A 14,077-nucleotide genomic window follows, 5' to 3' on the forward strand; every position below is an offset into this window, starting at 1 on the left:
CGGACGCCGCCGGGACGCTGCCGTTGGTTGACTCGGCCGGCCCGCTCGCCCCCGAGGGGGAAGATGAAGGGCCGGGCGGGCGGCCCGGGGAGCTGTACGGGGACCGGGCGTATGACGCGGAAGCGTTGCGGGACGAGTTGCGGGAGCGGGACATCGAGCCGAAGCTCGCGAAACGCCGGACGCCTCATGGCAGCGGGTTGGGCAAAGTCCGGTGGGTGGTGGAGCGGACGATTGGCTGGCTGCACAACTTTCGCAAGCTGAGGGTCGTGACCGAGAAGACCCAAGAGATGCAACTGGCTCTGTTGAATCTCGGCCTCAGCCTTATCTGCTTTAACTATTTTTGCAATTCATAAAGTTAGAGGCTCTTACAGTTCACGATTCCCTGATTGTTCCCCATTCAGCCAGAGAACTTGTCTCAGAAGCGATTTTAGAACTTGCCTTGGCGCGCTACGGGGTTAGTCCTCATCTGAAGATCAAGGAATTGAAGCCTCAGTTTTGAAATTTGAAATCAAGACGCTTTTCTTTTGAGGCAATCTTACTCGCGTCTAAAATCATTTACCTACTTCATTGGAGACGGACTCTTGCCAAAATTTTTACTCATTGATCCAACTGCCACACATTTTTTTGAAATCAAGGTTTTGGATCACCTGCCCACATCACCGACACAGGGCTGGTCTGAGGATAATTTGGGTGCGTTCACGCTTCACAACGAACTTGCCAAACTCACTCCCGGAGTTCCACACGAGGTTTTCCGCAATGTGTTGGCAAAAGATGTCGTCAGCCGCCTAACCGGAGAGATCACATACGATTTCTTTGGTCATGTCGTGATCGGTGGGCTTTCCGATGCTGTAATCGAACAAGTCTTGAATGGTGGGAATCCGATTTTTTGGGATTGAATGCATAGAATTCAAAGCATCACTTATAAATTTTTGAACCATTTCAGAGGTCGAACAGGTCAGGATTTAGCCCCTGAACTCCTAAAACGCCGTTTAAGACCCGATCGCCACCCAAACAGGGGTAAATGCCGGGGGTGAAAATGGCATTTCGCAGAATTGAATTACTTTCCTAAAAGCGCACTCGAATCATTTTCAAGCTCGTTGAACCATAGGCGGCCCGAAGGGCCGCAACTACTTAAACAGGTCTCAAAATTCATCAAAAAACACATTCGCCTTAAGGATTTCAATTTGGCATGATGTGATTCGTTAAGGAAATTTTGATTTACTAAACGAGGATTTGCGATGAGTGCGGAACAATTTGTGAGACATGCGGACGGCAAATTCCGTCTTTGGTTGATGAATGGCGACGATGTGAGACAGAACCCCGACCTGGCACAACCATTCTTCTACGAATTCAACACCGTGGGCGAGATTGAGGCGTGTATCACTGGAATGGATCTAATGGCGAGCCAAGAACCGCATTGGTTTGCCACTGAACACGAGGCACACGCATTTTCAGCCGCGATCAGAGAGAAATTGACCGTCTAAATGGGGTGAAACTATTGGCTTTTGAGCCGCCAATAGTTTCATTTCGACAAGACATTTAAACGACTGTAATTGCGAATCTGTTCTCAATTTAAAGAAAGGTTATACAGAGAATAACTTTTACACTGGGTTTCCCCAGCATTTGTACACTATGTTTTGATTTATGTATTATGGGGGGCGCACATATCGCTCTTTTCCCATACCCCAACTACCATTTATTAGAATTTCAGATCAGGCGCGAATCCGTGCCTAGACCTCTCGTCTGTTCCCGCTACTGGGAGGATGGGGTCTGTGCGACTCTGAAAACTAATTCATGACAGAAAGGGGAACAACCATTAATTTACCAATAACTTGAAAGAACTTTTATGAAGACCGACGCTCGCATTGAACACCTCTTGAAGTACGATTCTCGTTTGGATTTTATCCGTGACCGTGTCAAAAAAATCGTCAAAAGGTTTTCACACGGTTTGTATTTGCATGGTCCGGGAGGCATCTCGAAATCCTACACGGTAATTGAAGCTCTTCAGGCTGAAGGGTTGAAAAAAGACGAGCATTGGACGCTTCTAAACGGTCAGATTACCGCCTGTGGTTTGTTTGAGCAAATTTGCCGCACCCCTGATAACATTATCCTGTTTGAAGATTGTGAAAATTTCATTACGGTGCCAACTGTTTGCACTCTTTTGCGTTCTGCTTTGCACTCTCAAGCCGGTTACCCGCGTCGCGTCTCCTGGACAACTAAATCAGTAAGGAAGAATCAGATCGATTATGTTGATTTCAATGGCTCGTTTATTTTCAACATGAATAGACCCATCGAGAAAAGCCCTGCCCTAAATGCAATGAAAACTCGAATGTTCGTTCTCGAACTTTCACCAACTTTGGAAGAGCTTGAGGCGAAAGCATGGGATATTGCCAGTCAAGGTCACAACACAATGAAGGGCATACTTTCCTCTGACGAGTGCAACGTGGTTTGCGAATTTTTCATCGATGTCTGCAAGCGTTATTTCAAACCCCTAAATTTTCGAGAACTCGTCAACGCATTTGACGAATATCTCTGGTTTAAATCAGGTGACAGCAAATTCGACTGGAAATCTGCCGTTGAAAGTAGTCTCGCGGGGGAAGTCATCTGCATGACACGGGATCAGATGAATGAGCGGAAAATTCAAATTGCCGTTGCCATTCACTCGCGTGAAGATTTGAAGGCAATGGAGAAACCTGCGTTATTCTCCATCGAAGCGAAGAGTAGCCAAAGCGTGTACTACCGTTGTCTCAGCAAAGCCGGAATTAAGCGTTGAGACTTGGGAAAGTGAGAAAATGAAGCAACAGGCAGATCAACAAATCTAATTTTGTTAATCAGTTTTAGCTTTTACTTTCAGGGAAACCGCTATGGCCGCAAGGCGGCCATAGCGTACACATTCATCAACCTTCGGATCATGCAACCCGGTCGGGTTACACGAGGTAGCGTTTACAGGCTACCAAAAAAGAACCGATCCCTTCCATCCATGATGAGTTTGAGTTCATCATGAGTAAACTCTCGCATCAACCTATTTCCCTTTTGGTCGATGAGGGAATAAACCCTGTTTCGAGGTTCTTCCCTCGCCGTCCGATAGCGGTTTCCGGTCGCAATGACCTCAACCGTTGAATTGGGGGCATAGTAAGTGCCGCCATCGGACGATGCGTCGTTCGCCATGTTTTTTCTCCAAAAACATTGAAAAAAACCACACACTCGGAATGATGACCCGACGCTAGCCACCGTCCCTTGCCCTATATTATACGGGACCGAACAAACCCCTAGCTCTGCCCCACGAAACCCATTCCGTACCACTGGTACGAAATCAGGTACGATATCCCCCAAAAATGGTACGATATCGTACCAAGCCATATCTTCTAAAACCCCATATTTTCTAGGCAAATTCGCGATTATCAACCGCCTCAGAAACCATCCCCGCCGCCTCCACTGAAACAGGTTGTGACGAAAGTCACAACCTGTTTTCATTTAAGCATTTCTTACCAGAACATTTCGCCAAATTGTCGCTGGACGAAGAACGGGCTGACTGCATGGCTTCAAGGAATGAGTTGGCCATAATGCTGAAGCAAGTTGAGAAATCCGGCCGAGGATTGTCGCATTAGCCTCGGCGGGAGATGGCTCGTTCGGCCAGTTCAAACAGGCCCTCCACGGCCAGCGCCAGCAGGGCGGCGGGGATCGCGCCTTCGAGCATCAGCGGGATGTCGAACTTGTCGATCCCGCGCAGGATCGGGCGGCCGTAGCCGCCGGCGCCGATGAAACCGCCCAGCGTGGCCGTTCCGACATTGATGACCGCCGCCGTCCGGGCGCCGGCCAGAATGGTGCGGGCGGCGAGCGGAAGTTCCACCCGCCACAAGATCGCCCAGGCGGGCAGGCCCAGTGCCTCTGCCGATTCTTTCAGCGGGGCGGGGATGCCGGTCAGTCCGGCGTAGGTGTTCCGGACAATTGGTAGCAGACTATAGAGGAACAACGCCGCCACGGCGGGCGGGGCGCCGGTTCCTTTGCCGACCAGCCACATCATCACCGGAATCATGAACAGCAACAATGCCAGCGAAGGGATGGTTTGAATTACCCCGGTCACCGCGAGAACGATTCGGCCAATCGCCGGGTGGCGGGCGGCCAGGATTCCGAGGGGAACCGCGACGAGCAACGCGGCCAGCAGTGATGGAACCACCAGCCAAAGGTGTTCCACGGTCGTTGTCAACAATCGCCCGGCGAGCGAACCATCGGACGACTGGCCCCCGTCGCCGACGTTCAAGACACGACCAAGAAACTCGCCCGCCACCAGTCCTTCGTCCCGCTTTTCTTCTTGCACTGTGGCGTTCATCCGCTGCATGTCCGGTTCGGAGATGCGGCCTTCGAGTCGCCGGAGTTGTTCAACGACTTTCGGGTGCCTGTCCCCCAAATCGGCACGGTAAAGCCAGACCGCCTCGTAAGCGGGGAAGAAATTGCGGTCATCGGCGAGGACGAGCAGATCGTATTGTGCGATTTCGCCGTCGGTGGTGTATACCTCGGTCAGGTCAATCGCCTTTTCCACCAAGGCGCGGTAAGCGAGCGTATGGTTCATCCCCTGCACATTCGCTTGCGGCAAATCGTAATGCCGCTTCACTCCGGGCCACCCGTCCGGGCGGTCGAGGAATTCATGGATGAAGCCGAGGCGCAATTCGGGATGGCCGCGCAGGTCTGAAATCTTGGTGATGCCCTTGTTGGCGGCCGTGTCTTTGCGCATGCCGAGGGCGTAGTTGTTGCGGAAGCCGAGCGGCTTGCCGATCCGAATGCCACGGGCCGCCAGCGCCTCGGAAAGATCCGGGGGATCGGCCTTCAGCATTTGCCGGGTGATGGTGCCGGTGTATTCGGGGTAAACATCAATATCGCCTTGGGTGAGGGCCAGCCATAGTGCGGGCGTGCCCCCGAGATCGTCCCGCCGCGATTCGACGCCCCCCTCGCGGGCCAGCCTCGCCCCCATCTCCGCCAGGATCACCGATTCCGTGAATTTCTTCGCCCCGACCACCACCGGCCGGTTCGCAGGGCGGGAGCATCCGGGGGAGAGGATCGCCACGATGGCCAGCAGGGCGACGAACGCCGATGAGCAAACCCGCCATCCGTTGTTTCTGGTGTTGGTTTCATGGCTCATTGTCACGCACCTCCGGGCCGCGTTGGGCTTGCACGAATCGGGTGACAAACGGATCGGCCGGGCGATGCCACAGATCAGAGGCGCTGCCTTGCTGAAGAATCCGGCCATCCCGGAGCAGCACGACAAGATCGGCGAAATAAGCGGCTTCGCCAAGGTCATGAGTGACCAACACCACCGTTTTGCCAACCGCCCGAAACACGTCTCGCAGTTCCGTTTGAAGATCGGCGCGGACGAGCGGATCGAGGGCGCCGAGCGGTTCGTCGAGGAGCAGGGCGTCCGGGTTCAGCATGAGGGCGCGCATCAGGCCGACACGCTGACGCTGCCCGCCGGAAAGCTGTTGGGGGAACCGGTCCAGCCCGTCGAGCGGGAACCGGGTTAATTCGGCCAGTTCGGCCAGCCGGGCGTTGATTCGCCCGTGATCCCAGCCGAGATGCCGGGCCATCAGGGTGACATTGCCGCGAGCGGTGAGATGCGGGAACAAGCCGCCGTCTTGAATGACATAGCCGGTGCGCAACCGGACCGCACGGGCGTTCGACGGGCTGACCGGAGTTCCATCAAAGATGACGGCGCCGTCATCTGGCTTGACCAGCCCGACGAGGAGCCGCAGAAGGGTTGATTTGCCACACCCGCTCGGCCCGATCAACACGGTCGTCCGGCCGACCGGGAACGTGAGCGAAACCGGGCCAAGAGCCGGCTGGCCCGCGTAAATTTTCGTGACATCGTTGAGGGCAAACATGTCCTTATCCCTCTACTTTGACGCCCTTCCAAAAAGCCACATACCCGGCGATTTCTTTGGCCGCGTCCTTCGGTTCGGGATAATACCACGCGGCATCCGGGTTTTGCTTGCCGTCCACATTGATGGTGTGGTAGCTCGCCGTTCCTTTCCACCCGCAAACGGTGTGGGTTTCGCTCGGTTTGAAAAACTCCTTGTGGATGGCCTCCGGCGGGAAATAGTGATTCCCCTCGATGACGATGGTTTGGTCCGATTCGGCCAGCACGGCCCCGTTCCAGATTGCTTTCATCAGTCCCCCTCCGCTGAAATCAGCTCATGGCGGTTAGATAGAGGACGGCGAAATAACCGTTCTCGTCGGTCCAGACTTGGTCAGAGCGCCAGTGGCACCCGGCGGCCCGCCGGGTGAGTTCGGCGAGGTCATATTTGTGGGAATTCTCCGTGTGGATCGACTCCCCGGCCCGAAAGGCAAATGTCCGGTCGCCCACCCGCACTTGTTGGATGGTATCGCTTACCAAGTGCATTTCGATCCGCGAATGCTCGCGGTTGTGGAAGGCGCGATGGCGGAAGGAATCCACGTCGAAGTCCGCATCCAGTTCGCGGTTGATCCGCGTCAGCAAATTGCGGTTGAAGGCGGCGGTTACCCCCAAGGCGTCGTTGTAAGCCGGTTCCAACACGGCCGGATCTTTCCGAAGGTCCGCGCCGAGCAACAGGCCGCCGCCGGGGCCGACCAGCCGGGCCATGCGGCACAGCAGCGCGTTGGCCTCCGTCGGCTCGAAGTTCCCGATGGTGGAACCGGGGAAGTACACCACGCGCCGGGCCGCCGTCACCGGCGGCAACTCGAAGGGACGGACGAAGTCGGCCACGACCGGATACACGTCAAGGCCGGGATAGTCGGCGGCCAGCCCCGCCGCCGCGTCTCGCAGGTGTTCCCCGGACACGTCCACCGGAACATATCCGGCCGGATGATCGAGGCGGTCGAGCAACAGTCGCGTTTTCACCAAACTGCCGGCTCCGAGTTCGATCAACAGACACGCCGACCCGCACCGGGCCGCCATCGCCCCGACATCCTTACGAACAATGGCCAATTCGGTTCGCGTCAGGTAATACTCGTCCAGTTCGGTGATCTGGTCGAACAACCGCGAACCGGCGGCATCGTAAAAGTATTTGGAGGGAATTCGCTTCTGCGGCAACGAAAGTCCGGCGAGAACATCAGCCCGGAAAAGATCGGAGGAGGAGAGAGCGCCGGCGCGAATCGTCATGAGGGGCCATCCTTCGCGAGCCGAAAACCGGAGAACTGCCAGCGGGCATCCGGCGGGAAGAAGTTTCGATACGTCGGCCGGACGTGCCTGGCGGGCGTCACACACGAACCGCCGCGCAACACCATCTGATTGCACATGAATTTTCCGTTGTACTCGCCCAACGCGCCGGACGCGGGCCGATAACCGGGATAGGGGGCATACGGGCTGGCCGTCCATTCCCACACGTCCCCGAAGAATTGCCCGCCGCCATTGTCGGGGGCGGGATGAAACCGACCGGACTCCAGAAAATGGCCCGGTGATTCGCCAGCCCCGGCCGCGATCTCCCATTCGGCCTCAGTCGGCAACCGGGCGCCAGCCCACCGGGCGAAGGCATCGGCTTCGTAGTAACTCACGTGGCAAACCGGCTCGATCATGTTGAGCGGTTGTTGGCCCCGGAGTGTAAACACCGACCGAAGACCGGCTGCGTCCGAATCCCAATACAACGGCGCCCCCCAACCTTTTTGTTGCCGGGTTGTCCAGCCATCCGCAAGCCATAACTCCGGCCGGTCGTACCCGCCATCTTCGATGAATTCCAAGAACTCCTCAACCGTCACGGGGCGGGACGCGATTTGAAACCGCTCGACAAATGTCCGATGTCGGGGGGATTCGTTGTCAAAGACAAACCCCGCCCCCGCATGGCCAATCGAACGCACTCCGGCTGGATGATCTGTCCACCGGAGCGGCGTGCCCTTTCCTTCACCAAAAGAAGTACCCGCCAGATAGACAGGCCGCAAGGGGTTCAGGCCAAACGCATGTTTCAGATCGGTGAGCAACAATTCCTGATGTTGTTGCTCGTGGTTGATTCCCAGTTCAACGATCGGGGTAATCGCCTGCCAGGTGACCTCATCTGCCGTTTCCAGCAGGCCGGCCATCCTCTTGTTGACATCATGTCGATAAGCAAAGACTTCCCCGGATGCGGGCCGGGAAAGCAAGCCTCGCGCCGGTCGTGGCCAGCGCTCGCCGACCGCTTCGTAATAGGAGTTGAACAGGAAGGAAAACAACGGATGGAAAGGCCGAAAGCCCGGCTCGAACGATGCGAGAACAAACGTCTCGAAGAACCATGTGGAGTGGGCCAGATGCCACTTCGGCGGGCTGCACTCCGGCATCGATTGAAGCAGGTAATCATCCGGCACCAGTGGCTCGCACAACCGCTCGGTCAATCGGCGAACTTGGTGGTACTGCGTTCGGAGCGATTCCCGGTGAGATGGCGAAAACGGTTCGGCCGACATCACACCCCCAAAGGCGATATTTTCTCCCGCTGGCGCGGTTTGAATCACGGGTCGCCTCTATGTTAGTCAGCCGCCTGTCGAAAAAGACAATCTTTTTCCCGGAGATGTCCGGCGATCAACGCCGCAAAGATTCGCGGGCTCATGGCAATTGCAAACTTGAGTGTTTCGACACCCTGTCAGAGGCTCCATTTTGGACATCGCCCTGTCTATTGATGATTTCATGAAGCCGCTTCACACGATCCCGTTTTCTGTTTTGGACCTTTCACCCATCCGGCAGGGAAGCACGGCCGCCGAGTCGTTTCGGAACACCCTCGATCTGGCCCGTCATGCGGAACGGCTGGGTTATCATCGCTTCTGGCTGGCCGAACATCACAACATCGCCGGGGTGGCCAGCGCGGCGACCTCTGTGGTCATCGCCCATGTGGCCGCCGGAACCTCCCGCATCCGGGTGGGGGCAGGGGGGATCATGCTCCCGAATCATGCCCCGCTGGTCATCGCCGAACAATTCGGCACCTTGGAATCCCTCCATCCCGGCCGGATTGATCTCGGGTTGGGTCGCGCTCCGGGGGGCGACCGGCGAACCTCGCAAGCCCTCCGCAGACATTTGGGAAGCAACGGGGACACCTTCCCGCAGGATTTGGAAGAACTCCGCAATTACCTTCGGCCGGGCGGTTCAACCAATGGCGTCCGGGCCATCCCCGGCGAGGGGTTGGATGTTCCGATTTGGCTGCTCGGCTCCAGCGATTTCAGCGCGAGACTGGCCGCCGAGTTGGGATTGCCGTTTGCCTTCGCCTCCCACTTCGCCCCGGATTATCTGCATGAGGCGTTGGGTCTCTACCGCCGTCTGTTTGTGCCATCCGCGACGTTGAAAGAACCGCATGTGATGGTCGGGATCAACGTGTTCGCCGCCGACACCGACGCGGAGGCCCGGCGGTTGTTCTCCACCCTTCAACAGCAGTTCTTGAATCTGGTGCGGGGAATGCCCAAACAACTGCCGCCGCCCGTTGACCGGATAGAGGAACTGCTTTCCCCGGCAGAGCAATACCAAGTGGACCGGATGACCCGTTGTTCGGCCATCGGCGGCTCGGAGGCCGTGCGGCGTCAGTTGGAGGCGTTTGTCGAACAAACCCAAGCCGATGAGTTGATGATTACCGCCCAGATTTACGATCACGCCGCCCGCTGCCGGTCGTTCGAGATCGCGGCGGACATTCGCAAGCGGTCCAAAGTGGATGACAGTTAGATTCTGATTGGAGTTTTTGGGAGACTTCTTCTTGATCCGGTTGATGGGCGATACCCGGCCGGGCGGTTACCTTAACCGGGATGGGAGGCGATGTGCCGCTCGTGTTGCCGAATGGTTTGTGAGAGAGCGTGGCAAATATGGCCCAAGACATCGACATATCGGCTTTTCCCGTCCTCACCCCGGCGGAGCTTCGCGTTTTGAAGCCTCTTGCCGATTCGATTGCCTATGAGGCGGATGAGGTCGTCTTCAAGGCCGGCACGGCCGAACTCGACTTGTTCGTCATTGAGGACGGGGGAATCGACATCCGCAACCCGGCCGACAACAACTCCCTTATCGTCACCCATCACGCGGGCGGGTTTGCCGGGGATATCGATCTCCTCACTGGCCGCCCGGTCATCGTGAGCGGGCATGCCCATGGTCCGACCCGCCTGCTCCGGGTGCCGCATCGGATGATCCGGGCTTTGCTTAATCGCATCCCCTCGCTTGGGGAAAAATTGATGGTTGCCTTCACCCGCCGCCGGGAACTGTTGGCACAAACAGGCAATCTGGGCATCAGCGTCCTCGGGGCCGGATATTGCAAGGACACGAATCTGGTCCGGGAATTCCTGCACAAAAACTTCGTCCCCCACCGCTGGATCAATTCGGAGACCGAGGACGGCCGACGGGCGATGGCCGCGCAGAAAAGCGGTAGCCCGATGCCCGTGGTCGACTGCGGCGATGGCAAAGTGCTTTTCAATCCCAGCCTTCGCGAACTGGCGAAGTGCGCGGGCGTCTGGCGAACTTGTCCCGGCGAAACGGTTGACCTGGCGGTCATCGGGGCCGGTCCCGCTGGGATCGCCGCCGCCGTTTATGCAGCCTCCGAAGGACTCTCGACGTTGCTGCTGGATCGCCTTGGCCCCGGCGGGCAGGCGGGAGGCTCCTCGAAGATTGAGAATTTCATTGGTTTCCCGGCCGGGTTGAGCGGAACCGAACTCTCCACCCGTGGCGTGCTTCAAATGCTCAAGTTCGGGGCCAAGATGGCCGCCCCGGTCAGGGTGGATCGCATCGAGTCACCGGCCGATCCGCATTTGCCCCGGTTGCTGCATCTGGATTGCGACACGATTGTCCGGGCGCGAGTGGTTCTCATCGCCACGGGCGTGAACTGGCGGAAACTTCCGGCCGCCGGGGCAGATCGATTTGAGGGGGCGGGTATCCATTATGTTTGCACGGCCGTGGAGGCGGTGCTTTACGACGAGTGCGACGTGGTGGTGGTCGGCGGGGGAAACTCGGCCGGTCAGGCGGCCATGCACTTGGCCGAGTGTTGCCGCACCCGACGGGTTCATGTGGTGGTGCGCAGTCCGCTGGATTCGGGAATGTCGGAATATCTCGTCAACCGCATTCGCGGGGCCGGCAACATCACGGTTCATGAAGGCGCCCGGATCGCGGAGGCCGAGGGAAAAAGTCGTCTGGAAAGTGTTGTTCTCGAACGAGGGCCGGGCGAGACCCAACAGCGACTGGCCTGTTCCGGCGTGTTCGTGTTTATCGGAGCCGACCCGGCGGCCGGATGGCTCCCGTCGGAGATTGCTCGGGACAAACTCGGGTATTTGCTCACCGGCTCGGATGTCGTGCGGTCCGGCCTTTGGCCGTTGAAGGATCGAGATCCTTGCCCGCTTGAAACGACGCTCCCCGGTGTGCTGGCGGCCGGTGATGTGCGAGCCGGATCAACGAAGCGGGTGGGGTTTGCCGTGGGCGATGGCTCGCTTGCCGTCACTTGTGTCCACAAACTGTTGTCGCTTGGGTATCGTTGATCCGGCCAGCCGCTCCGGGATCAATCCTTTTTCGGTTCCGGAATGGCCACCTGTTTGGCGTCACGCGAATGAACGACGACCGCCAGCACGCGGGTTTTTGTCTTTTCGCTCGGATTCTTGGACACGCGATGCAGGCATCCGGTCGGCTCGTAAAACGTGTCGCCTGTCTTCAGTGTTTTGGCGGGTTGGTCGTCGATGGCGTGCTCATATTCTCCCTCCAGCACATATCCGAACACCGGGCCGGGATGCCGGTGCGGCGAACCCCCCTGGCCGGGATCGAGCGACACTTCGACCACGGTGACCTTCGCTTCCTTTCCGTCCACTTTCTCGGAGATGTTCCGCTCGGAAAGCACGGTCACTTTGGTCTTGGCCGTTTCGTCGTGACGGGCCAGCGTCATGCCTCCGGCTCCGAGAATGATTCCCGAGGCCAGTGCAAACAATGTTGTCCGGTTCATGATTTTTCTCCGATGGTTACGCGGGTTGATGGGCGGGTTTGTATGATCCGGGCACGGCCCGGAAACTGATGGCGAGGCGGTTCCACCCGTTGATGGCGATGACCGCCCAAGTCAGGTCGGCCAGTTCTTTCTCGTTGAAATGCCGGCGGGCTTCTTCGTACACCGCATCCGGCACGCCGCCGGAAACTTGGGTCACCGCCTCGGTCCAGGCGAGAGCCGTCCGTTCGCGATCGGTGTAGAACGGCGTCTCCCGCCAGGCATTCAAGGCGTAGAGCCGCTGTTCTGTCTCGCCCGCCGCACGCGCGTCTTTGGTGTGCATGTCAAGGCAGTACGCGCACCCGTTGATTTGGGAGGCCCGCGTCTTGACCAGTTCCATCAGATTGTGTTCCAGCCCGCAATCCGCGAGATACTTGCCCAGGGCCATCATCGCCCGCACCGGTTCCGGGGCCAGTTGATAATAGTTGAGTCGCTGTTGCATGACATTCTCCTTTCACGGCCATCGCCGTAATTTTTCCGGATTCAACATTGCGTAGAGAGCGCGCACACTGCCGTTCTCCGCGTTGAACGAATAAATCTGCACGGGAATTCCGTCGGTCGAGAACACCACCCCCGGTTGCCCGTTGACGGTGGTGAAGGTCAGGTCGCAAACCTCCCGGAGTTTGCGGAACCGCACGGCCAGCAAATTCGCCACCCGGTGCCGTCCCAAGACGGGCTTCGGGGCGGCGGGAACCTGTCCCCCGCCATCCGAGTAGTACGCCACATCCTCGGTGAGCATCGCCTCAATGGCCGTGACATCGCCGCTCTGGCAGGCGGCATAAAACCGCTCGGCCAGACCGTCCGCATCGCTCGCGTTAGGCTCAAACCGCCGCTCCCGGCGGCCAAGCCGTTTCTTTGCCCGCGTGGTGAGCTGACGGACGGCCACCGGGGTTTTGTCCAGCAGGCCCGCGATCTCGCCAAACTCGTAGCCGAACACCTCCCGCAATAAATAAGCGGCGCGCTCGGTCGGCGAAAGTGTTTCCAGCAACACCAGAAATGCCATCGAGAGGGATTCGGCCAGTTCCAGACGGTCGGCCGCCGCCCCGTCCCACGCTTCCGAGACCGGTTCCGGAAGCCACGGGCCGGCGTAGGTCTCCCGTCGGGTTTGACGCAATTTGTCAATGCACAATCGTGTGACTGTCCGCACCAGCCACCCTTCGGGGGAGGCGATGCTGTTCGTTTGGTGAAACCGCAGATACGCCTCCTGCACCGCGTCCTCCGCGTCGGCCACCAAGCCGAGCATTCGGTATGCGACGGCCAGTAGTTTCGGACGCAGATGATCGATGTCGGAACCCATGATGAGGTCTCGAACCGTGCTTTCGTCATCAAGGACGGAGATGTCGGCGGTTTTGTGACAGGCCGGGAGATTTTTCTGAAAATCAGTCCGGTCACCAGTTATTTGATGCCGGAGACGATGACAACGGGAAAAGAGAACCGAAGGCCATCCTCGCGGGATGCGCCGATGCCAAGTTTGCCGACGCCGATGTCCGCCGCCACGGCCTCGCGGAACGCCTCGGTGCCGCCGCAAACCGGGAACGAGCGGGAGAGCAGGTCGTCGACCTTGACGAGATATTTGTAAAACTCCCAGCGAACATCCGTCATCCCGGCAAACAGGGCTTCCAGTTCGGTCAACTGGAGGGCATGAGTATGTGACGGATCACGCCATTGTTCCAACCGGTCATATGCCGCCGCCTGTTCCGGGGTGTTGGTGAAAACATCCGCGATGGTGACCCGGCCGCCGGTTCGGCAAACTCGTTTCATTTCCGCAAAGACACCGTTCGGGTCGGTGAAATGGTGAAATGAATATCGGGTGATGACCTTGTCAAATGAACCTTCCGCAAACGGGAGTGGTTGGGCATCGCCGACAATCCAGGAAAGATTCACCAGTCCGAGTGATTGCTGACGCTTGCCCGCTTGTTCGATCATCGCCGGAGTCAGGTCAATCCCGGTGACGTGTTTGGCCGCTTTCGCCACTTCGCAGGCCACCAACCCCGGCCCGCAGGCCACATCGAGAACCTCGTCAACCGGGGTGATTCCCGCCGTGGCGATGAGCAGCCGATGGATCTCGAAATCGTCCCGAGCGTGCATCTCGGAAAACGGTTTCGCCTGCCGGGTAAACTGATCCAAAATCAATTGTCGTTGTTCGTCCGCCGCCATTTGCT

At 57.9% G+C, this 14,077-nt stretch carries 16 protein-coding genes; 6 read left to right on the top strand and 10 right to left on the bottom strand.

The features are described 5' to 3' along the window. The 4 genes from BGIM_RS55710 to BGIM_RS0143605 all read left to right on the top strand — a co-directional run. Nucleotides 1–353, top strand: a 353-nt coding sequence (locus BGIM_RS55710) for a transposase (RefSeq protein ID WP_020475877.1), incomplete at its 5' end; no start/stop codon positions are given. 228 nt (nucleotides 354–581) lie between these two features. After that, the gene (locus tag BGIM_RS0143595) at nucleotides 582–896 is read left to right on the top strand and encodes a hypothetical protein (protein WP_020475878.1); all 315 of its coding nucleotides are present in this window, start codon (nucleotides 582–584) and stop codon (nucleotides 894–896) included. A gap of 342 nt (nucleotides 897–1,238) precedes the next feature. After that, entirely contained in the window at nucleotides 1,239–1,484 is a 246-nt protein-coding gene (locus BGIM_RS0143600) for a hypothetical protein (protein WP_020475879.1), read from the top strand. A gap of 362 nt (nucleotides 1,485–1,846) precedes the next feature. Continuing rightward, entirely contained in the window at nucleotides 1,847–2,773 is a 927-nt protein-coding gene (locus BGIM_RS0143605; protein WP_020475880.1) for a hypothetical protein, read from the top strand. Between the two features lie 170 nt (nucleotides 2,774–2,943). On the opposite strand, the gene BGIM_RS0143610 is transcribed toward BGIM_RS0143605, so the two are convergent. The 6 genes from BGIM_RS0143610 to egtB all read right to left on the bottom strand — a co-directional run bounded on the left by BGIM_RS0143610 (nucleotide 2,944) and on the right by egtB (nucleotide 8,397). Beyond that, the gene (locus tag BGIM_RS0143610) at nucleotides 2,944–3,168 is read right to left on the bottom strand and encodes a hypothetical protein (protein WP_020475881.1); all 225 of its coding nucleotides are present in this window, start codon (nucleotides 3,166–3,168) and stop codon (nucleotides 2,944–2,946) included. A 436-nt stretch (nucleotides 3,169–3,604) separates the two neighbouring features. Next, entirely contained in the window at nucleotides 3,605–5,137 is a 1,533-nt protein-coding gene (locus BGIM_RS0143615) for an ABC transporter permease/substrate-binding protein (RefSeq protein WP_020475882.1), read from the bottom strand. Continuing rightward, entirely contained in the window at nucleotides 5,127–5,873 is a 747-nt protein-coding gene (locus BGIM_RS0143620; protein ID WP_020475883.1) for an ATP-binding cassette domain-containing protein, read from the bottom strand. The genes BGIM_RS0143615 and BGIM_RS0143620 overlap by 11 nt, the downstream gene beginning before the upstream one ends. A 4-nt stretch (nucleotides 5,874–5,877) precedes the next feature. Further along, entirely contained in the window at nucleotides 5,878–6,162 is a 285-nt protein-coding gene (locus tag BGIM_RS0143625) for a DUF427 domain-containing protein (protein WP_029631909.1), read from the bottom strand. Between the two features lie 16 nt (nucleotides 6,163–6,178). Next, on the bottom strand, nucleotides 6,179–7,129 hold the full coding sequence (gene egtD, locus BGIM_RS0143630) for an L-histidine N(alpha)-methyltransferase (RefSeq protein WP_020475885.1): 951 nt from the start codon (nucleotides 7,127–7,129) through the stop codon (nucleotides 6,179–6,181). Then, on the bottom strand, nucleotides 7,126–8,397 hold the full coding sequence (egtB, locus tag BGIM_RS0143635) for an ergothioneine biosynthesis protein EgtB (RefSeq protein WP_020475886.1): 1,272 nt from the start codon (nucleotides 8,395–8,397) through the stop codon (nucleotides 7,126–7,128). Before egtB ends, egtD begins: the two co-directional genes overlap by 4 nt. Nucleotides 8,398–8,617: 220 nt before the next feature. Between egtB and BGIM_RS0143645 the strand changes: the two genes are divergently transcribed. Both BGIM_RS0143645 and BGIM_RS0143650 read left to right on the top strand, forming a co-directional pair. Further along, complete coding sequence (locus BGIM_RS0143645) at nucleotides 8,618–9,637, top strand: LLM class flavin-dependent oxidoreductase (protein ID WP_029631911.1); 1,020 nt, start codon at nucleotides 8,618–8,620, stop codon at nucleotides 9,635–9,637. A gap of 137 nt (nucleotides 9,638–9,774) precedes the next feature. Then, complete coding sequence (locus tag BGIM_RS0143650) at nucleotides 9,775–11,424, top strand: FAD-dependent oxidoreductase (protein WP_020475888.1); 1,650 nt, start codon at nucleotides 9,775–9,777, stop codon at nucleotides 11,422–11,424. Between the two features lie 20 nt (nucleotides 11,425–11,444). Here the strand turns inward: BGIM_RS0143650 and BGIM_RS0143655 are convergent, their stop codons facing one another. From BGIM_RS0143655 to BGIM_RS0143670, 4 genes are all read right to left on the bottom strand, one after another. Beyond that, complete coding sequence (locus BGIM_RS0143655) at nucleotides 11,445–11,879, bottom strand: cupin domain-containing protein (protein ID WP_020475889.1); 435 nt, start codon at nucleotides 11,877–11,879, stop codon at nucleotides 11,445–11,447. A gap of 16 nt (nucleotides 11,880–11,895) precedes the next feature. Continuing rightward, on the bottom strand, nucleotides 11,896–12,357 hold the full coding sequence (locus BGIM_RS0143660) for a carboxymuconolactone decarboxylase family protein (protein ID WP_020475890.1): 462 nt from the start codon (nucleotides 12,355–12,357) through the stop codon (nucleotides 11,896–11,898). Nucleotides 12,358–12,369: 12 nt separating this feature from the next. After that, nucleotides 12,370–13,212 (bottom strand): RNA polymerase sigma factor SigJ, encoded by an 843-nt coding sequence (sigJ, locus tag BGIM_RS0143665; RefSeq protein ID WP_020475891.1) that lies wholly within the window; start codon nucleotides 13,210–13,212, stop codon nucleotides 12,370–12,372. A gap of 98 nt (nucleotides 13,213–13,310) precedes the next feature. Continuing rightward, nucleotides 13,311–14,072 (bottom strand): class I SAM-dependent methyltransferase, encoded by a 762-nt coding sequence (locus tag BGIM_RS0143670; protein ID WP_020475892.1) that lies wholly within the window; start codon nucleotides 14,070–14,072, stop codon nucleotides 13,311–13,313. Nucleotides 14,073–14,077: the final 5 nt, after the last annotated feature.

It is taken from the genome of Zavarzinella formosa DSM 19928 (assembly GCF_000255705.1).
Lineage (GTDB): Bacteria > Planctomycetota > Planctomycetia > Gemmatales > Gemmataceae > Zavarzinella > Zavarzinella formosa.